This is a genomic window from Micromonospora sp. NBC_01392 (assembly GCF_045040125.1).
GTDB lineage: Bacteria > Actinomycetota > Actinomycetes > Mycobacteriales > Micromonosporaceae > Micromonospora.
This window is the reverse complement of sequence record NZ_CP109549.1, coordinates 143,664-162,616: the sequence shown is the minus strand read 5'-3', so window position 1 is coordinate 162,616 and position 18,953 is coordinate 143,664. Positions and strand designations below refer to the sequence as shown.

At 69.3% G+C, this 18,953-nt stretch carries 16 protein-coding genes; 4 read left to right on the top strand and 12 right to left on the bottom strand.

Annotated features, from left to right (window positions below):
* Positions 1-49: 49 nt before the first annotated feature.
* The 4 genes from OG767_RS00680 to OG767_RS00665 form a co-directional block, all read right to left on the bottom strand.
* Complete coding sequence (locus OG767_RS00680) at positions 50-817, bottom strand: LytR/AlgR family response regulator transcription factor (protein ID WP_405091715.1); 768 nt, start codon at positions 815-817, stop codon at positions 50-52.
* A complete protein-coding gene (locus tag OG767_RS00675) occupies positions 814-2,037 on the bottom strand; it encodes a sensor histidine kinase (RefSeq protein ID WP_405091714.1) in 1,224 nt (407 codons plus the stop codon). The genes OG767_RS00680 and OG767_RS00675 overlap by 4 nt, the downstream gene beginning before the upstream one ends.
* 10 nt (positions 2,038-2,047) lie before the next feature.
* Positions 2,048-3,553 (bottom strand): sugar transferase, encoded by a 1,506-nt coding sequence (locus tag OG767_RS00670; RefSeq protein ID WP_281934084.1) that lies wholly within the window; start codon positions 3,551-3,553, stop codon positions 2,048-2,050.
* Positions 3,554-3,833: 280 nt separating this feature from the next.
* Positions 3,834-4,694 carry an Fpg/Nei family DNA glycosylase gene (locus OG767_RS00665; RefSeq protein WP_405091713.1) on the bottom strand — a complete coding sequence of 287 codons (861 nt, stop codon included), beginning with the start codon at positions 4,692-4,694 and terminating at the stop codon, positions 3,834-3,836.
* Positions 4,695-4,718: 24 nt separating this feature from the next.
* Here OG767_RS00665 and OG767_RS00660 point away from each other — a divergent pair, with 24 nt between their 5' ends.
* The 3 genes from OG767_RS00660 to OG767_RS00650 all read left to right on the top strand — a co-directional run bounded on the left by OG767_RS00660 (position 4,719) and on the right by OG767_RS00650 (position 7,682).
* On the top strand, positions 4,719-5,969 hold the full coding sequence (locus OG767_RS00660) for a glycosyltransferase family 4 protein (RefSeq protein ID WP_405091712.1): 1,251 nt from the start codon (positions 4,719-4,721) through the stop codon (positions 5,967-5,969).
* Positions 5,970-6,066: 97 nt separating this feature from the next.
* Positions 6,067-6,861 carry a phytanoyl-CoA dioxygenase family protein gene (locus OG767_RS00655; protein ID WP_405091711.1) on the top strand — a complete coding sequence of 265 codons (795 nt, stop codon included), beginning with the start codon at positions 6,067-6,069 and terminating at the stop codon, positions 6,859-6,861.
* Positions 6,858-7,682, top strand: coding sequence for a TrmH family RNA methyltransferase (locus OG767_RS00650; protein ID WP_405091710.1), 825 nt, complete (start codon positions 6,858-6,860; stop codon positions 7,680-7,682). Before OG767_RS00655 ends, OG767_RS00650 begins: the two co-directional genes overlap by 4 nt.
* A gap of 5 nt (positions 7,683-7,687) precedes the next feature.
* On the opposite strand, the gene OG767_RS00645 is transcribed toward OG767_RS00650, so the two are convergent.
* The 5 genes from OG767_RS00645 to OG767_RS00625 form a co-directional block, all read right to left on the bottom strand.
* Positions 7,688-11,110 (bottom strand): DEAD/DEAH box helicase family protein, encoded by a 3,423-nt coding sequence (locus tag OG767_RS00645; RefSeq protein ID WP_405091709.1) that lies wholly within the window; start codon positions 11,108-11,110, stop codon positions 7,688-7,690.
* Between the two features lie 38 nt (positions 11,111-11,148).
* Complete coding sequence (locus OG767_RS00640; protein WP_405091708.1) at positions 11,149-12,336, bottom strand: restriction endonuclease subunit S; 1,188 nt, start codon at positions 12,334-12,336, stop codon at positions 11,149-11,151.
* Positions 12,333-13,859 carry an N-6 DNA methylase gene (locus OG767_RS00635; protein WP_405091707.1) on the bottom strand — a complete coding sequence of 509 codons (1,527 nt, stop codon included), beginning with the start codon at positions 13,857-13,859 and terminating at the stop codon, positions 12,333-12,335. The genes OG767_RS00640 and OG767_RS00635 overlap by 4 nt, the downstream gene beginning before the upstream one ends.
* A gap of 258 nt (positions 13,860-14,117) precedes the next feature.
* The gene (locus OG767_RS00630; RefSeq protein WP_405091706.1) at positions 14,118-15,305 is read right to left on the bottom strand and encodes a helix-turn-helix domain-containing protein; all 1,188 of its coding nucleotides are present in this window, start codon (positions 15,303-15,305) and stop codon (positions 14,118-14,120) included.
* Positions 15,292-15,462, bottom strand: a complete 171-nt coding sequence (locus tag OG767_RS00625) for a hypothetical protein (RefSeq protein WP_281934098.1) — start codon at positions 15,460-15,462, stop codon at positions 15,292-15,294. The genes OG767_RS00630 and OG767_RS00625 overlap by 14 nt, the downstream gene beginning before the upstream one ends.
* Positions 15,463-16,059: 597 nt before the next feature.
* On the opposite strand from OG767_RS00625, the gene OG767_RS00620 reads away from it, so the two are divergent.
* The gene (locus OG767_RS00620; RefSeq protein WP_281934100.1) at positions 16,060-16,284 is read left to right on the top strand and encodes an AlpA family transcriptional regulator; all 225 of its coding nucleotides are present in this window, start codon (positions 16,060-16,062) and stop codon (positions 16,282-16,284) included.
* A gap of 165 nt (positions 16,285-16,449) precedes the next feature.
* Here the strand turns inward: OG767_RS00620 and OG767_RS00615 are convergent, their stop codons facing one another.
* The 3 genes from OG767_RS00615 to OG767_RS00605 are packed head-to-tail and all read right to left on the bottom strand — an operon-like array spanning position 16,450 to position 18,930.
* On the bottom strand, positions 16,450-17,169 hold the full coding sequence (locus OG767_RS00615) for a CDP-alcohol phosphatidyltransferase family protein (protein WP_405091705.1): 720 nt from the start codon (positions 17,167-17,169) through the stop codon (positions 16,450-16,452).
* Positions 17,144-18,211, bottom strand: coding sequence for an iron-containing alcohol dehydrogenase family protein (locus tag OG767_RS00610; RefSeq protein ID WP_343444388.1), 1,068 nt, complete (start codon positions 18,209-18,211; stop codon positions 17,144-17,146). The genes OG767_RS00615 and OG767_RS00610 overlap by 26 nt, the downstream gene beginning before the upstream one ends.
* Entirely contained in the window at positions 18,199-18,930 is a 732-nt protein-coding gene (locus OG767_RS00605; protein WP_405094097.1) for a sugar phosphate nucleotidyltransferase, read from the bottom strand. Before OG767_RS00605 ends, OG767_RS00610 begins: the two co-directional genes overlap by 13 nt.
* Positions 18,931-18,953 lie beyond the last annotated feature (23 nt).

Sequence of the window (18,953 nt, the reverse complement as noted above, 5' to 3'; positions counted from 1 at the left end):
GCGGTGCGACACGCGTCGATCAGCCGTACCGGCGGAATCGACTGTGGAGTCAGCGGCTCCAGTCCTGCTTGGCGGCGCGGACCAGCTTGTCCTTCAGCTCCCGGGTGTGCCGGCGGCTCACCGGCAGCTCCGTCCCGTCGACCACCACCACGTAACCGGAGTTGACCAGCCGCAGCTCGGCGATGAGCCGCAACTGCACCAGGTACGACCGGTGGACGCGGACGAACCCCGCGTCGGCCCAGCGCTCCGCCAGCGTGGCCAGCGACACCCGGACCAGGTGCGAGCCCTCCGCGGTGTGCAGCCGGGCGTAGTCGCCCTGCGCCTCCACCCAGCGCACCGCCGAGCGGGGCAGCATCCGGGTGGTGCCGGCCAACTCGACCGGAATCGTCGGGTCCTCCTCCGCCCGGGCCAGCGCTGCCGGATGCGACGGCACCACCCGCGAGCCGATCACCCGGCGCAGCGACTCGGCCAGCCGCTCGGCCCGGACCGGCTTGCGGACGTAGTCGGTGGCGCCCAGGTCGAACGCGTCCACCGCGCCGTCGTCGTACGCGGTGACGAAGACGATCGCCGGTGGCCGGGCGAACCGGCGCAGCACCCGGGCCAGCTCCATGCCGTCCAGCCCCGGCATCCGGATGTCGAGGAACACCACGTCCACGTCGTCGTCGCGGAGCACCCGCAGCGCCTCGGTGGCGTCGCCGGCGGTGTGCAGCCGGGCCACCCGGGGATCGGTGCGCAGGTGGTAGGCCAGCTCGTCGAGGGCCGGCGGCTCGTCGTCCACGGCCAGCACGCGGAGGAACCCGGTGCCGGTCGCGGTCATGACGAGACCCGGACGCCGGGGTGGAACTTCGGCACCCGCATGCTGACCTTCGTACCCGAGCCCAGGCCGGTCTCGACGACCAGGCCGAAGCGGTCCCCGAAGGCCGACCGCAGCCGCTCGTCGACGTTGGAGAGGCCGACGTGCTGCCCCGGGTCGTCGGCCGGGTCGCTGCCGACACCTGACACCTCGGCGATGCCCGCCGTCAGCGTGGTCGGATCCATCCCCACTCCGTCGTCCTCCACCGTGATGTGACATTCGGCGCCCGCGTCCCGGGCCTCGATGCTCACCATGCCGGTGCCCGGCTTGCGGGACAAGCCGTGGCGCACCGCGTTCTCGACCAGCGGCTGGAGGCAGAGGAACGGCAGCGTCACCGGCAGCACCTCCGGGGCGATCTGGAGGCGCACCTGGAGCCGCTCGCCGAACCGGGCCCGCTCGATGGTCAGGTAGCGGTCGATCGAGCGCAGCTCTTCGGCCAGCGTGGTGAACTCGCCGTGCGAGCGGAACGAGTACCTGGTGAACTCGGCGAACTCCAGGATCAGCTCCCGGGCCCGGTCCGGGTCGGTCCGCACGAACGAGCCGATCGCGGTGAGCGCGTTGTAGATGAAGTGTGGGCTGATCTGGGCGCGCAGCGCGCGTACCTCGGCCCGGGCCAGCCGTTCCCGCGACGAGTCCAGCTCGGCCAGGGCGAGCTGGTCGCCGGCCCAGTGCGCGGTCTCCAGCGTGGCCTGCACCAGGCCGGGCGCCGGTCGCTCGTCGGCCACCGCCACCAGCGCGCCGACCACCCGGCCGTCCGCGCTCAGCGGCGCCACCACCGCGCCGCGTACCGGGCAGTCGACCAGGTCGCAGTGCAGCTCCGACTCGCGCAGCACGGTGGAGCGCCCGCTGTCGACCACCCGCCGGGCCGCCGCGACCAGTTGGTCGCCGTGGTGCGCGCCGCGCCCGTCGACGGCCAGCAGCATCTCGCGGTCGGTCAGCGCCAGGCCGGCGGCGCCCACCAGGGCGCGCAGATGGCGTACGGCCTTCGCCGCGCCCGCCGCGCTCAGGCCGGCGCGCAGCGGCTCGGCGGCCAGGCCGGCGGTGTGCAGCACCTCGTACGTGGCCCGCTGGGTCGCGGTGGCGATGCCCCGTCGGGCGCGCAACCGCAGCACCGCCCAGAGCGCCGCGGCCAACGCGGTGACCAGCGAGACGACGGCGAAGACGGCCGAGAGGTTGCCACCCACCCCGGGAACGTTAGTACGCGCCCTTGCGGGCCAGCACCACTCCGACGGTCCGCCACAGGATGCTCAGGTCGTACGCCAGCGACCAGTTGTCGACGTAGTAGAGGTCGAGCCGGACCGCCTCGTCCCAGGACAGGTCGGAGCGGCCGGACACCTGCCACAGCCCGGTCATGCCCGGCCGGACCAGCAGCCGGCGTCGCACGTCGCCCAGGAAGTCGCCGTCGTCGGCGGGCAGCGGACGCGGGCCGACCAGCGACATCTCACCCCAGAGCACGTTGATCAACTGGGGCAGCTCGTCCAGCGACGAGGCCCGCAGGAAGCGGCCCACCGGGAAGACCCGGGGATCCTGCTTCATCTTGAACAGCATGCCGTCGGTCTCGTTCTGGTCGACCAGGCCGGCCAGTCGCTCCTCCGCGTCCACGTACATGGTGCGGAACTTCCACACCCGGAACGTGCGCCCCTCGTGCCCCACCCGGGGCTGCCGGAAGAACACCGGGCCGGGGTCGGAGATGCGGATGGCGAGCGCGACCGCGGCGAAGAGCGGGGCGAGCACCAGCAGGCCCAGCCCGGACGCGACCCGGTCCATCAGGCTCTTGAGCAGCAGCGCCGGACCGGAGAGGGTCGGCTCCTCGACGTGCAGCAGCGGCAGGCCCTCGATCGGGCGGATGTGCACCCGGGGGCCGGCGATGTCGGTGAGCTGGGGCGCGACCACCAGGTCGACGCCGGAGCCCTCCAACTGCCAGGCCAGCCGGCGCAGCTCACCCGGCTCGGCGGTGGCCGAGCCGCAGACCGCGATGGTGTCGCCGCCGACCTCCCGCACCAGGGCCAGCACGTCGCGGCCGGCGTACACCGGCACCGGCGTCTCCAGGCCCCGGGCGGCGGCGTAACCGTCGGTGAGGTGGATGGCGACCGGCACCAGGCCGACGCCGGGGTTGCGGGTGACCGTGGTGTAGACCTCCAGGCACTCCGGCAGCGTGCCGACCAGCACCATCCGGTGCCCGGCCTGACCGACCCGGCGGCGCAACGCGTGCAGACCGGCCCGGGCGATCATCCGGCCGAGCAGAATCAGCAGCAGCGCGCCGAGCAGCGCGAAGCCGACCGTCCACCGGGACAGTGACGTCACCGTGGCGAAGGCCAGGAACGAAACGGTGGCGGCAACGGCCACACCGGAGCGGATGACGCGCTTGAACTCGTCCGGACCGAGGCCCAGGTAGCGCCGGTCGTACGCCCGGTTTCCCCACAGGATGAGCAGCCAGCCGAGCGGCAGCAGCAGGAACGCGACGGTGTAGAACCACACCTGAGGGGAGTTCTTGAAGCCGGAGTCGGCCTGCTCGAAGATCTGCACGGCCAGGAAGCTGGCCAGCGCCGCGGCGCCGAAGTCGGCCAGCAGCAGGACCGCGATGTAGGGACGGTGCCAGCGGGAGACCCGGCGGCGGGCGCGAGCCCATCCCGACCGGGGTACGCCGTTGTGCGACGGCGGTGTCGGCGGCTGGATCTCAAAGCTGTCGACGTGCCGCACGCTCTTGCTCCGGCCTGTGTCGGTTACCGGGCGCTGGAGGCTTGTCGTCACCTCAACCCATGTCCTCCCGCATGACCCGAACCTCACTCGCCGTGAGGACGCGGGTCGCTCACCGTTCCAGTCTCCCACGTTGACCGTGGCGATCTGGCCGGCTCCGAGTCAGTTGTGAAGCCGGGGACCGAGCCACTATACCGATGGATGACGGCTCGGGTAGAGCCACCGACCGGGACCTTCCGCGATCCCCGGTCGATTCCGCTCAGTAACCACCGGGTGTGGTTACTCACCGTACGAGTCGGGACAACCTTCGGTCAGCCAACGGCTTGCCGCCGGTCTGACAGGTGGGGCAGTACTGGAGGCTGGAGTCGGCGAACGAGACCTCACGCACCGTGTCACCACACACCGGACAGGGCAGCCCTTTCCGGGCGTGCACCTTGAGGCCCGAGCGCTTCTCCCCCTTCAGCTCCGCGGCCCGCTGGCCCATCGACCGCCGGACCGCGTCGCCCAGCACCGTCCGGGTCGCCGCGTGCAGGCCGGCGAGCTGGTCGTCGGTGAGCCGGTCGGTGATCGCGAACGGAGAGAGCCGCGCCGCGTGCAGGATCTCGTCCGAGTACGCGTTGCCCACGCCGGCCAGCACCGACTGGTCGGTCAGCACGCCCTTGACCTGCCCCCGGCGGCTGCGCAGCCGCTCGACGAACGTGGGCAGGTCGGCCGCCAGCGCGTCCGGCCCCAGCTTCGCCACGCCGGGCACCTGGGCCGGATCGGTGACCAGGTAGGCGGCCAGCTTCTTCTGGGTGCCGGCCTCGGTCAGGTCGAAGCCGGAACCGTCGTCGAGGCGTACCCGCACCGCGATCGGGCCCTTGCCGGGCCGCAGCGGGGTCGCTGACGGAAACGCCTCCCGGTAGTGCAGCCAGCCCGCCCGGGCCAGGTGGATCACCAGGTGCAGATCCTCTTCGAACCGGACGTCCAGGAACTTCCCGTGCCGGCCCGCGCCGGTGACCGTCCGACCGGCGACCGCGCTGGGCGGCGGATCGTACGTCTTCAGCGCGTTGATCGAGGCCACCTCGAACCGCTCGACCCGCCGGCCCACCGCCCGCTCACGCAGGTATCCGGCGAGCGCTTCCACCTCCGGTAGTTCAGGCACGGGACAACGGTAGCCTTCTTTCCCGTGAGAATCGTGGTGGCGCACAACCGGTACCGGGAAGCTCAGCCGTCCGGCGAGAACACCATCGTCGACGCGGAGATCGCCCAGCTCACCGCTGCCGGCGTGGAGGTGCTGCCGTTCCTGCGCAGCTCCGACGAGATCCCGTCGATGTCGAAGCCGGCCAAGGCGCTGCTGCCGATCTCGCCGATCTGGGCCCCGAAGGCCCAGCACGACCTGGACCGCCTGCTCGTCGAGCACCGGCCGGACGTGCTGCACCTGCACAACCCGTACCCGCTGCTCTCGCCCTGGGTGGTGCGGACCGCGCACAAGCGCGGCGTGCCGGTGGTGCAGACGGTGCACAACTACCGGCAGGTCTGCTCCTCCGGTCTCTACTTCCGCGACGGCGTGATCTGCCAGGACTGCCGGGGTCGCGCGCTGGGCGTGCCGGCGATCGTGCACCGCTGCTACCGCGACTCCCGGGCGCAGAGCGCGCTGATGGCCACCACGCTGGCCGTGCACCGCCCGACCTGGCGGTCGGTGGACCGGTTCATCGCGCTGACCTCGGCGGTCGCCGACCACCTGCGGGACTACGGCATCCCGGACGAGCGGATCGTGGTCAAGCCCAACGCGGTGCCCGACCCGGGCACGCCGACGCCGGTGGGGGACGGCTTCCTGTTCATGGGCCGGCTCAGCCCGGAGAAGGGCCTGGACCTGCTGCTCGCGGCGTGGCGGCGACACCCGGTGGGCGCGCTCGGCCCGCTGCGCATCGCCGGTGACGGCGAGTTGCGCCCGCTGGCCGAGGCGGCCGCCGCCGAGCGGCCCGACGTGCGCTACCTGGGCCAGCTCGACCGCCAGGGGGTACGCGCCGCGCTGGCCGACAGCGCCGTGGTGCTGGCCACCTCGACCTGGCACGACGTGCTGCCCACCGTGATCATCGAGGCGCTGGCCGCCGGTCGGCCGGTGCTCGGGACCGCGCTCGGCGGCATCCCGTACCTGGTCGGCGCGGACACCCCCCGCGAGCCGGCCGGCACCGGGCCGGCCGAGGTGGCGACCGCCGCGCCCGGGGAAGGGCACGTCCCGTTGCCGACCGGGGTGCAGCGGGGCGAGGCCGGCTGGGTGGTGGCGCCCGAGGCCGACGCGTTGGCTGCCGCGCTGCCGCTGGCCGCCGCGGAGGCGCGCGCCCTGGCCGGCGCGGCCCGCACCCGCTACGAGCGCACGTTCCACCCCGACGTGATCACCAAGCGCCTGATCGACGTCTACGCTTCCCTGTCCTGACCCGCTCCCTCCCGCCGCCTCTTTCCCGGCCCACCCGACCGACGCGGCGCGGGAAGTGTCGGGTGACCGGGACCGGTGCCACCACACGATGGGAGGCATGGACGACGAGACACTGGTATCCCGGTTCCTTCGCGACGGCTTCGTGAAGCTGGCGGGGGCTGTCGCACCGCGCGTGGCCGCGGACTGCGCGCGACTGCTGTGGCGGGAGACGGGCTGCGACCCGGACGACCCGGCCACCTGGACGCAGCCCGTGCACTGGGTGCCCGGCATGGCGCAGGGGCCGTTCGCCGCCGCGCCCAATTCGCCGTTCCTCCACCACGCGTACGACCTGCTCGTCGGCGCGGGACGGTGGGAACCGCGTTACTCGCTTGGTACGTTCCCGTTGCGCTTCCCGCACGAGGACGAGCCGGACGACGCGGGCTGGCACATCGAGGGCAGCTATCTGCCGGAGGGCGCGAACTGGTACTTCACGAACGTCCGCTCCCGGGACCGGGCGCTGCTGATGCTGTTCCTGTTCAGCGAGGTCGGTGCGGAGGACGCCCCGACCCGGATCCGGGTCGGCTCACACCTCGACGTGCCGAAGGTGCTGGAGAAGTACGGCGAGGACGGGGCGAGCGGGCTGGACCTCGCCCCCGAGCTGGTGGCGGCCTCCGACCACCGGCCGCTCGCCCTGGCCACCGGGTCCCCGGGCGACGTCTTCCTGTGCCATCCGTTCCTGGTGCACGCGGCCCAACCGCACCACGGGACGCGACCGCGCTTCATGGCCCAGCCGCCGCTGATGCCGGCCGCGCCGTACGAACTGGACCGGGCCGACGGCGCGTACTCGCCGGTGGAGATCGCGATTCGGCGGGGACTCGGACGGGACACCCCCGTTGCCGGGGCAAACCGGTGACGGTGCGGGTGAGTGGCCGCAACGCCCGGTTCCAGCAGTGGGAGGCGCTGCTCCGTAACCGGGCCAAGCGGCAGCGTCGCGGCGAGTTCCTCGTGCAGGGCGTACGCCCGATCGCGATGGCCGTCGAACACGGCTGGCAGGTCCGGGAGCTGCTCTACGACGCCGACGCCCAGATGTCCGGCTGGGCCCGCAGAACCCTGGACACCGTCCGGGCCGAGCGGTTCGCCGTCGCCCGGGAACTGATGCACGAGCTGGGCGGCAAGGCGGACACGGCACCGGAGCTGCTGGCCGTGGTCGCGGCACGCGAGGACGACCTGTGCCGTATCCCGGCCGGGCCGACCATGAACGTCGTCGTCTTCGACCGGCCCACCAGCCCCGGCAACATCGGGACGGTCATCCGGTCCGCGGACGCCCTCGGCGCGTCCGGCGTCATCGTCACCGGCCATGCCGCCGACGTGTACGACCCGAAGGCGGTGCGGGCGAGTACCGGCTCGCTGTTCGCGCTGCCCGTGGTCCGGGTGCCCGCACACCAGGCCGTGCTGGCCTGGGTGGCCGACGTGCGCGCCGCCGGTGTCGGCGTCGGCGTGGTGGGTGCCGACGAGCACGGCGCACGGGATGCCGCCGAGTACGACTTCACGCGACCCACGCTGACCCTCATCGGCAACGAGACCACAGGTCTCAGCGTCGGCTGGCGTGCGGCCTGTGACCAGCTCGTCCGGATCCCGATGTCCGGAGCCGCCAGCTCCCTGAACGCGGCGGCCGCCGCGACCGTCCTGCTCTACGAGTCTGCACGCCAACGCCGCACCGCTGCCCGCCAATAGTGCCCCTACGCCACCTCACCGGTGGGGGTGGCGGAGTCCCGAACGGAGTTGATGATCCTGACCAGGCGGTCCACGTCGGCAGACGGAAAGATCGAGTCTGGATCCGGTGCGATGTCGCTGAACGGGGACTCGTAGAGCCGTTCGGGCTCCATGGCGCCGTTCCGAGTCAGGTGCGCGACGATCAGGTCGATGAAGTTGATCTGGTTCGCGGTGAGCGTGCGGCCGACCAGGAACTCGCTGAACGCCTCGTTGGCGGCCTCCCGTTCGAGCCCCACCAGCGAGCGGATGAAGAGCCCGAGCCCGTCGGACGAGCGGCGGACGCGGGCGATGTCCTCGGTGCCGCCACCACTGGCCACCAGCATCCGTTCCAGCTCGTCGAGGTCGGTGGGAGAGAGCTGCTTGTTGCGGCGCAGCTTCTGCAACGCCAGGTGGTCCTCGTGGGCGCGCAGGTATGCCTGTGCCTTGGCGCGGAACCGCTCGAAGTCGGTGCCGATCCTGATGTCGTTGAGCGCGACCACCGCGATCTCGCCCAGTTCGTCGCTGAAGTCGGTGTAGACGATGGCCCGCTTGGCGCGTGAGATCAGTCGGACCAACCCGCGCAGGCGTCGGCGCATCAGCTCCAGCATCGGCAGCGTCACGTCCTGCCACCACTCGTCGCCGGCCACCTCGTCGAGGAGCTGCTGCTGCTCGCGGACCGCCGGGATGCTGGTCTGCTCCAGCAGCGCCGAGGCGATCTCCTGCACCTGCCGGCGCAGCTGGTCGTAGCCGGGCACCACCCGGAACTGCCCGAGCTGGAGGCGCAGCACCATCAGGTCGAACCGCTTGGCCGCCTCGTCGGGGTCCTGCACGGCAGTGGGCAGGTTGGCGAGGTTGTCGCCGATCTCGTCCACCGCTTCGGGGGTGAGCCGGTGCCAGTGCGTGAAGTCGAGGTAGTAGTTCAACAGGCGCCGCTTGGGGCGTACGACGAAGCTGTCCTGGTGGATGTTCTCGACCCGGGAGTGCAGGTTCCGGGCCAGCTCCCAGCGCAGACCCGCCTCACTCTCCGTCCCGTCCGCGTCCGAGTCGGGGCTCGCGTCGGCGGGAAGACGCTGGTCGAGCTGGTGGATCAGATCGAGCCGACCCTTGAACAGCCGGGTGGTCAGCGACTCGCCCAGCTTCCCCTGCGCAGTCTCGGGATTCTGGTTGAAATACTCGAAGTTCTGGCAGAAGTCGAAGACGTAGAAGTCCTTTTTGTGCTGCCCGGGTCCGTAGAGATCCGGGCAGAGCCGGGTGCCCCGGCCGATCATCTGGAGGAACTTCGACTTCGACCGTACGATCTTGAAGAAGACCAGGTTGACGACCTCGGGCACGTCGATGCCGGTGTCGAGCATGTCCACCGAGATCGCGATGTGCGGGGCCTTCTCCTGGTCGGAGAAGGCATCGATGAGGCTCTGCGCGTACACGGTCTTGTGCGTGATGACCCGGGCGTGGTGGCCGGCATGTGTCGGCCACGCCAGGTCGAACCGCTCCTCGATGAACCGCGCGTGGGCCTCGTTCTTGGCAAAGATGATCGTCTTGCCGATCCGGTCACCGCCGGCTACGTGGTGACCATGGGTCATCAACGTCTCCAGGACCTTGTCCACGGTGTCGGCGTTGAACAGCCACTTGTTGACCGCGTCCGCGTCGACGCTGTCCGGCGGCCCGTCGTCACCCCAGTCGAGTGAGTCCCACTCGTCCTTCTCCTCCTGGGTGAGTTCGTCGTAGGAGATGCCGTCGCGCTGGAACTTCAAGGGCACGGAGACCGCGCGTGGCGGAACGAGGTAGTTGCCGTCGATCGCCTCGTCGAGGTCGAAGTGATCGGTGGGGACGCCGTCCTCCAGGTGGAACAGGCTGTAGGTGTTGCGGTCGATCTCGTTGCGCGGGGTGGCGGTGAGCCCGACCAGCAGGCTGTCGAACCAGGAGAAAATCGCCCGATACTTCTGGTAGACCGAGCGGTGCGCCTCGTCGATGACCACCAGGTCGAAGTAGCCCGGCCCGAAGCGCCGTCCGCCACTCGCGGTCTCGTTGATCAAGCCCATCATGGTCGGGTACGTCGAGACGTACACCCGGCCCTCGGTGTCCCGCTCGGTGACCAGGTTGACGGTGGCCGCCTGCGGCAGGTGCGTCTTGAACGCGTTGACCGCCTGATTGACCAGGGCGGTGCGGTCGGCGAGGAAGAGCACCCGCTTGACCCAGTTGGCCCGCATCAGCAGGTCGACCAGGGCGATCACGGTGCGGGTCTTGCCGGCACCGGTGGCCATCACCACGAGCGCCTGGCGCTGCTGGTCCCGTTCGAACGCCTCACCGATCTTCCGAATGGCCCGGAGCTGGTAGGGCCGCCCGACGATCTCCTCCTTGACGGGCACGCCGGCGAGCGGCTCGCGGGTGGTGCGACGCTGGATCAGGAGCGCCAACTCGCCCTTCGTGTAGAAGCCCTGCACCGATCGGGGCGGGTAGCGCTTGTCGTCCCACAGCCAGGTGTCGTAGCCGTTGGTGTAGAAGATGACCGGCCGCTGGCCGTACCGCTGCTCCAGACAGTCGGCGTAGAGCTTGGCCTGCTGCCGGCCGATGGTGGCGTCCCGCCGCGCACGCTTGGCCTCGACTACCGCGAGCGGCTTGCCGTCGTCACCCCACAGCACGTAGTCGACGAAGCCGGTGCCCGTACCGTTGGGCATGCCGGTCACCGGGAACTCTCGGGTCGCCTTGGAATCGCGGTCGTCCGGCCCGTCGAGCCGCCAGCCGGCCTCGGCCAGCATCAGATCGATGAACAGGTCGCGGGTCTGCGCCTCGTCGTAGTCGTGGTCGTCGGAACGGGCGTCGTTGGCGGCCTTCGCCTTGGCGACCTCGGCGCGCAACTTCGCCAGCTCGGCGTCGAGGGTGGCGCTCTTGTCGCGTTCGGCAGCCAGGGTGGCGTCCCGAGCGGCAAGCTTTTCGGCGAGCGTCTTCAGCTCTGCCTGGGTCTGCTGCCGGACCTCCGGACGGGGAATCAGATCCGGGTTGAAGGCTAGGGCGCTCGCCGGGACCTGCGCCTGGTCGCGGGTGTAGTGCCGGGCGATCCAGTACGTGACGTGGAACAGCTCGCGGAGGACCGACATCGACTGCTTCGAGGTCACCGTCGTCCGCTCGTGCACAGCACGATTGCCCTGCTGGCGGATGATGTTCATCTTGGTCTGGATGGCGGTGCCGACCAGGTTGCGTAGCGTCGGCTCGTGGATCTTCCCGGAGAGATCGTTCCGGTAGGGCTTCTTGAGTGTCGCGTCGGCGTCGAAGAGCCAGCCGAGCGCGAGTTCCAGGGTGCGTCGAGCATAGAAGCACGAGCCCCGCGGGTCGGCGACGGCAAGTCGCTCGGCCCGCAGGGCCTCGTCACGCAGCTCAGGCCACTCGGCGCGCAGGAACTCGAAGTTGCTCACGTCTACCCCCACTGTGGACAGCCGCCGAGCATCTCACATCAGAGCAACCCCCGGAAAGCCCGATCCTGCAACGACGCGAACAGCGCGTCCAGCTCCGCCAAGCTGGCCCGATGCGTCGCAGTGAGCGACTGAACAGCTTCCACTTGGCGGGCGAACTCCTGCTGAACTTCGATCGGAGGCAACAGCAGCGGGAAGCGTCGAAGCTGCGCCATATTGATTGACGCGATGCCCGTAGTCTGTTTTGCCGACCGCAGAAAGTACTGCTTGCCTCTGTCTGAGGATACGAGGTGGTTCAAGTAGACGGGATCCACGCGACGTGGATCGGTTACTCGGACTCGGAAAATATGATTTTGGTGGATCGCCTCCGGAAGCTCGTTATTCCACAGGGATCCCCGGCCAAGCTTATCTGGGTCGCCTCCCTCCGTCAGGAGTAGATCATCCTTCCGTAGACGGTAGCGCTCAATCTCGCTCTCCGTTGCTTCGATCTGCTTCACATGTGAGAGCGCCAGGCGCTTGTCCTGGACATTTGCCACAGCGAGGTATGGAATGGCCCGCAGCGACTTCTCTAGCGTTTTCCTGCCCTTTGTTATGCCAGACGAAATTTCAGCAACGTGGCCCAACTGAAGAGAGTTGTCCCAGCCGACTCTTTCCGCGCACTTGGAGTTGATGAGGTTGAGAAATATGGCTTCGGTAAGCTCGTCGAGTTGGGTAAGGGATTCGTGGCGCTTGGCGCGCAGCTCATCCGCCTGATCCAGAATTTCCGCTATCCTTCGCTGTTCCGGCATCGGCGGCACTGGAATCTGGATCTTCTCGAATCGTGACTTGCTAAGTATTGGCATAGTGGTTGCGGACGCCATTAGTCGCAAACTTGACCGCATGTGGCGCAGCGCATGAAGTCCGAACCTTGGAGCGATAATGCTTTCATCGAAGGTGACTGCATTTATCTGCTGGTTGGTTGCCAGCTTTATTCCCGCGATCCCCACCTTGCCGAGGGTCGCCCCGATGCAGCAGACAAGAACGCTGTTGGGTTGTACGAGGCGTGCGGCTCGGACTCCGATTGTGCTTAATGAGCGTCCGGCAGTCGTGATTTGATGCAGTGTGCCTAGGTCGGCAGGTGTCACAAAGGGTACTTCACCGCCATAGTTGATGCCGTCGGTGGTGGCAGGCGTGGATCCTGTGGTTACCGTTCCAACGGACGCAAGTGATAGGAGCCGCCACTCACTCAATTTAGTTTCCTCTTCAAGTTGCTCATATCCTGTCGTATCTCGAATTCTAGGCGCTCCAGGTCGGCTAAGATATCGAGCGGTGAGCGACGCTCTACCTCCTCGTGAACTGCCTGCTTGTAACGGTTGAGGCTGAGGTCGTAGCCTTGCTCGACGATTTCTCGCTTAGGGACACTGAAACTTTGTTCGGTCCGCGCCCGCTGCATCTCGTCGTGGCTACGGCGGGTCCACCGCTCCAAGACGTCCGGCAAGTTGTTCTTCGCGTGCTCGTCCGAAGTCAGCATCGCCCTCGGCCCCAGCTTCTCCGCCGGCAGGAGAGGCGTCCGTTTGTCGTCCAAGCTCCAACCGTCGGCAGCCACCTCGTAGAACCAGATATTGTCGGTCCCGCCGCTGTTGGTCTTGGTGAAAAGCAGGATCGCCGTGGAGACGCCGGAGTAGGGCTTGAACGTGCCACTAGGCAGCTTGACCACGCCGTCGAGCTTCTGGTCCTCGACCAGAATCCGACGCAGCTCCTTGTGGGCTTTGCTCGATCCGAAGAGCACCCCCTCGGGCACGATCACGGCGGCTCGGCCGCCGGTTTCGAGGAGCCGGAGGAACAGGACGAGGAATAGCAGTTCGGTCTTTTTGGTCTTGACGATCCGCTGGAGATCTTTAGATGTGCTCTCATAGTCTAGGCTGCCGGCGAAGGGAGGGTTGGCCAGGATCAGCGAGTACTTCTCGGACTCTCCGCTCACATTCTCTGCCAGTGAATCGCGGTAGCGGATGTCTGGGTTCTCGACGCCGTGCAGCAGCATGTTCATGCTGCCGATCCGTAGCATCGTGTTGTCGAAGTCGAAGCCGTGGAACATGCTTTTGTGAAAGTGATCCCGCTGCTCAGCGTCGAGTAGCGCGTCCTCATGAGTGCGTCGGACGTAATCGCTAGCCTCGACGAGAAAGCCCGCAGTGCCGCAGGCCGGGTCGCAGATCTCGTCCTTCGGCTGCGGGGCCGTCATCTCGACCATCAGTTGGATGATGTGCCGCGACGTCCGGAACTGTCCGTTGTGGCCGGCCGTGGCGATCTTGCTGAGCATGTACTCGTAGAGATCACCCTTGGTGTCCCGGTCTTCCATTGGGAGTTTGTCGAGCATCTCGACTACCCGGTCGAGGAGCGCGGGGCTGGGGATGGTGAACCGGGCGTCCCGCATGTGGTGCGAGTAGGTCGATCCGTCGCCGCCGAGTGTCTGGAGGTACGGGAAGACCCGGTGGGTGACGGTCTTGAACATCGTCTCAGGGTCTAGGTCCTTGAACTTGGACCATCGAAGCTCTTGCTCATCAGGCCCGAACCGTAGAGTGACCTTGGCGTTCGGGAAGCGCTCGGCCTTCTTCAGCTCCCGCGTCTCGATCTCGTCCAGCCGCTTGATGAACAGCAAGTAGGTGATCTGCTCGATCACCTCCAGCGGGTTCGAGATGCCACCCGACCAGAAGGCGTCCCAGACGCGGTCGATCTTGCTCTTCAGCTCACCGGTTATCACGTGCCTCGTCCCCATGGCGTCTCTTCAGGCTTGGCCCCACAGGCTAGTCGCCTCCTACGACCAAGAAGAGAGGGCTTGCCGGGCTGGCCCAAGGGTGTGGCTTGCTGGACGACGCTGATGACGTTGCGGGCGGCGATCGCCACCGAATAGTCCGCCGTCCGGCAGACCCGGCACCTGCCGTCCGGGTGGGTCCGATGGTCGGGGAGGACCGCTCGGGCGGTGAGGATCAGCCGGTTGCGGATCTGGGCCACGACAGGAACGGCCCGGTCATGCTCAACTCACCCCGAGGGCGGCGGCGAGTTGGATGATCGTGGCCGGGGCGCGCGGGTCAAGGACCACCCAGGCGAGCACCTCCCGGGCGACCGGCCGCTGGCGTACCTCGGCGGGCGCCATCCGATCCGCGTCAACCAGCACGCGGCCCGCGCCGACGGGGTCGCCGGCCTGGAGGTAGGCGCGAGCCGCGTCGATCAGGTGCGCCGACCGGTGCTCTACCGGTAGCCACCGCCAGGCGTCCCGCGCGGTCGTCTTCTCGTGCCAGGCGACCGCCCCGCTCGCGTCGCCCAGGTCGAGCGCGGCAACGGTACGGGCCAGATCGACCGCCGTCGGCCCGAATGCGGTCCGGTGATGGTCGTGGCCGTCGCCCACCCGGGCGGCCATGCCGGCGGCCTCGTCGATGAGGTCGGTGGCGACGCGGGCGTCACCTCGGCGGGCCGCCGCCAGCGCGGCCTGCACCAGCAACGTCCCGCACAACGACAACGCGCCGGGAGAACCGTCCTCGGGGGCGATCCGGTACGCGGCGGCCAAGGTCGCCGACTGTGCCTCCCGCGCCCGCCCCGACGCGCGGAACACCTGGCCGAGCTGCACCGTAGCGGCGGCCACCAACACCGGATCGCCGGTCGCGCCAGTCATGGCCCGGTCCGCGGCCAGCCAGCCCAGCTCGACCTCGCCGAGCTTGACCAGCAGCGACGCGGTGAGCCGGTACGCCTCCACCAGCAGCGGGCGCCCCCACCCGTCGGCGGCGACGCGCCGCACACCGGCCAGCAGACCCGGCATGGCGGCAACCACCTGCGGATACCGGGCGTGCTGGAACGTCACCCACGCGTGCTCGACATCCCGGGCCAACCGGTCCGCCGGCAGCACCGGGCCGTGGGCGGTCGGCCGGACCAAAGCGATCTCGTACGCCGACAGCGCCGCCCGGATCCGATCCACGCCCTCGGCCTGCACGGCAGCTTCAGCGGGTTGAGCGTCCCGGCCGAGCAGCACGGCGCTGTCGATCCGGAGGACGGCGGCGATGTCCCGCAGCGTTGACACCTTGTCGAGCGACCGGACTCCGCGCTCGACCTTGTCGACCCAGGACTTCGATCGACCGAGCCGGTCGGCGAACACCTGTTGCGACAGCTTGCGCCGCCCTCGCCAGTACGCCACGCGCCGGCCGACCGGCAGCAGCTCACTGCTGTTCACGCTGCCACCGCCGGTCCGGCACCGCCCGGGTGGACTCCTCGGCCGGTATCCGCTCCGCCTCGGCCTGGGCGAGAAGTCGCTGCCGGGCGGCCTCCCGTTCCGCCGCCTGGATCTGCTCGCCCCGGTCCTCGGTCCCGGACTTCCGTCGCCCCGTCACGACCAGCACCCCGCCCGATACTCCCAGGCAAGCGTCAGCAACGGCCGTTCCCGCAGGTAGGGCACCCGGGCAACGCCGACGGCCCGGTATGCGCCTGCCCGGCTCGGACGGCTCCTCGGCGGGGCGAGGCGGTCGAGCGGGTTCAGTCGACGGTGCGTAAATGGCCAGAGTCTGCGCAGCAGACCAGGGCGCGTCGGGTCCTTCGAATGCCGTGCCATGGGGCCTCCCTGAATGTTGTGGCTTCCTACTCGGCGTGGACCGCCACGCGAAGCGGCATCCGCTCCTACCCGAGCCGCCGGGTACTTCTTGATCAAGCGCCACCAGCAGCACCTGTTGTGCCCGGCGAGTGACCTGAGCGGTTTGGTGTTTCGTTGTCCCCTGCCCTACCCACCTCTACAAGCAGGCTCGGCGACGGCGATTCGGTGGCGTGGTGGGCTCATAACCCAAAGTGGGACTCATCTAGGGTCCCTATGCCCCTCCCCCCTGTCAAGTATGTCAGGGGGTCGAGAGACGCTTTTATAGCTGTTAGTCAGCACCTTCGGCTGACAGTGAGGGGCTTACTAGTTCGGAAGAGGGTCGGCTCAGGATGCTTCGTTCATGGGCTGGCGGCGAAAGCTGTATGGGAGCGCGGAGCTTCAAGAGCGCTTGGGCGTCTCGCGCGTCCGCATCGTCCAGCTCACCAGCCGACCTGATTTCCCAGAGCCGTTCGACCGGTTGGCCGGCGGGGCGGTCTGGCTGGTGGATGACGTCGAAGCCTGGATCACCGAGCATCAGCCATGGAAGGCGCGGGGAGCGGACGAACCGCCACCGCCAGAGAGCTGATCCAGTCTGCTCGCGCCGATCTTGCGCTTTCGGCCCTCCAGAAGGGCGTCTCATCCTTTTTGCCTGGTCCGCAAATGCAAGATCGCGCGTGCGGAGTGCGCCACGGCCGAGTGGTGTTAAGAAGGGGCCCCGCCTCTACCTAAAGCGTTAACAGGGGGGCCCGCCTTACCACGCGGCGCGGGCGGAGAAGGCGATGCTCGCGAGCAGGAAGCCGCCGTTGACCACGGTGAACGCCACCACCAGCCAGAACGCCAAGGCGGGCGCGAACACCAGCACCAGCCCGGCCAGGAAGATCACCGCGCCGTAGTCGCGGACCAGCTTCACCACGCGCACCGGGAACGAGGTCGAGGTGACCATGCTGGCCGCGTTCGGGCCGGACTGCATCACCGAGGTCACCAGGTTGACCATCCAGGTGCCGGCGAAGACCGCCACCAGCCAGACCGGCGTGGCCGGGCGCTGCGCCACGGCCGTGGCGGACAACGCGGCCACCAGCGCGATCTGGGCGGCCACGTCGCAGAGCACGTCGACCCGGGCACCGGCCGCGCTGCCCTGACCGGTCACCCGGGCGAGCTGCCCGTCGGCGCAGTCCAACGCGTACGCGATCTGCCAACCGACCAGCGCGACCAGGCCGACCACCCAGGCTCCGACGGTGCCGGCGGCCACGTCGTCGGCGAGCGCGACCACGGTGACCGAGGCGGCCAGCCCCAGCACCAGGTTGGCCAGGGTCAGCGCGGTCGGGCGCAGCCCCAGCCGCTGGGCGACGAGCGCGAACGCCGCCCCGATCCACTGGCTGATCGACTCGCTGAACAGGCCGCCTCCCCGGTTGACCCGGTGGAAGTCGGTGACGGTGGGACGGGGCTCAGCCAAGGTGGTCGCGGAGGGCACCGGCGTAGTCTGCCAGCCGTTCCCGGGTCTCGGAAGCGGACATCGTCAGGTGTTCCAGGATGGTGTAGCGGTCCGGCCGGGTCGCCGGCGCGAACTGCACCGCCTCGACGAACTGGTGGTCGGTCAGGCCCACCTCGGACGGCAGCCGGGGCAGCCCGTGCCGGGCCAGACACGCGGACATCTCCGCGAACCGGCGTTCGTCGCCGCGCAGGAACGTGCAGAACAACGCGCCCAGCCCGGCCAGCTCACCGTGCGAGGCGGTGCCCGGGAAGAGCGCGTCGATCGCGTGCATGATCTCGTGGCAGCCGCCACTGGACGGGCGGCTGGTGCCGCAGACCGCCATCGCCAGGCCGCTGGAAATCAACGCCTCGGCCAGCACCGTGACGAACGCGTCGTCGGTCATGTCACCCGGATGGTTCAGCACCGCCTCCGCGCCGGCCCGGGCCAGCGAGGCGGCCAGCCCGTCGACCGGCTCGCCGCGTACCCGCCGGGCCAGCTCCCAGTCCGCCAGCGCGCTGATGTTGCTGACCACGTCGCCGATGCCGGCGCGGTTGTGCCGTTCCGGCCCGGCCTCCACGAAGTCGAGGTCGACGATCACCGCGATCGGGATGTGCACCCCGTAGGAGCCCTTCAACCCCTCGGTGATCAGGCTGGCCACCGGGGAGGCGATACCGTCGTTGGCCAGCGCGGTCGCCACCGTCACCATCGGCAGCCCACGCCGGGTGGCCGCGTACTTCGCCACGTCGATGGTCTTGCCGCCGCCGATGCCGACCACCGCGTCGTACGACCTGGCGCGCAGCTTGCCGCCCAGCTCGTCGGCGGCGTCCAGGGTGCCCCCGGCCACCGTGAACACGTCCGCCGACCGCAGCGACGGCCGGAGCAGCTCGGCGATCTTCTCGCCCTGCCCCGGCCCGACCACCACGGCGACGTCGCCGCCGGCCGAGATCCGGCCGTCGGAGAGGATCGCCGCCAGGTCCGCCACCGCGCCCCGCCGCACGTCGATGTGCAGCGGGGTGAGGACGCTACGGGCTAGTAGCGGCACGCGATCTCCCGCGCCCGGGCCAGATCCTCGTGGTTGTCGACCTCGACCCAGGAGACGTCACCGATCGGCGCCGCCCGCACCTCGCCACCGGAGTCGGCGAACTCCTGGTAGCCGTCCTCGTAGTAGAGGTTCGGGTCGCGCCGCCAGGTCGCCTCCAGCGCGTCGGCGAGCGCGTCGGCCACCTGCGGCTCGATAAGCGTCGCGCCGATGTACTCGCCGTACGCCTCACCCGGGTCCATCAGCTTGGTGATCCGGGTGAGCTGGCCCGCCGCGTCGAAGGTGGTCTTCATCTCCTCCTCGGCCAGCGGCTTGAGCGTGTCCACGGCCAGCAGGATGCCGGGGCCGCGCTCGGCCAGCAGCGTCTTCTCCACGCTCACCGGGTGCACGGTGTCGCCGTTGACCAGCAGCACCCCCCGGGAGAAGTGCTCCCGGGCCAGCCAGAGCGAGTACGCGTTGTTCCACTCCTCGGCCTTGTCGTTGTCGACGAGCGTGATCGTGACGCCGTACTTCCCGGCCAGCTCGGCCTGCCGCTGCCGGACCGCGTCGGCCGCGTAGCCGACCACGATGACCACCTCGGTCAGCCCCACCGCGGCGAGGTTGCGCAGCGCGATGTCGAGGATGGTGACCTCCCCGTCGACCGGCACCAGGGCCTTGGGCAGGGTGTCCGTGTACGGCCGCAGCCGGCGCCCCGCACCCGCGGCGAGCACCATCCCGATCATGCCGACACGCTCCTCTTCTCGAC

Bases quoted from the DNA above. Each gene is read 5' to 3' on its own strand.
- OG767_RS00655 (WP_405091711.1), top strand. From the start codon at position 6,067: ATGGACGACGAGACACTGGTATCCCGGTTCCTTCGCGACGGCTTCGTG.
- OG767_RS00605 (WP_405094097.1), bottom strand. From the start codon at position 18,930: ATGATCGGGATGGTGCTCGCCGCGGGTGCGGGGCGCCGGCTGCGGCCG.
- OG767_RS00680 (WP_405091715.1), bottom strand. From the start codon at position 817: ATGACCGCGACCGGCACCGGGTTCCTCCGCGTGCTGGCCGTGGACGAC.
- OG767_RS00620 (WP_281934100.1), top strand. From the start codon at position 16,060: ATGGGCTGGCGGCGAAAGCTGTATGGGAGCGCGGAGCTTCAAGAGCGC.
- OG767_RS00635 (WP_405091707.1), bottom strand. From the start codon at position 13,859: ATGGGGACGAGGCACGTGATAACCGGTGAGCTGAAGAGCAAGATCGAC.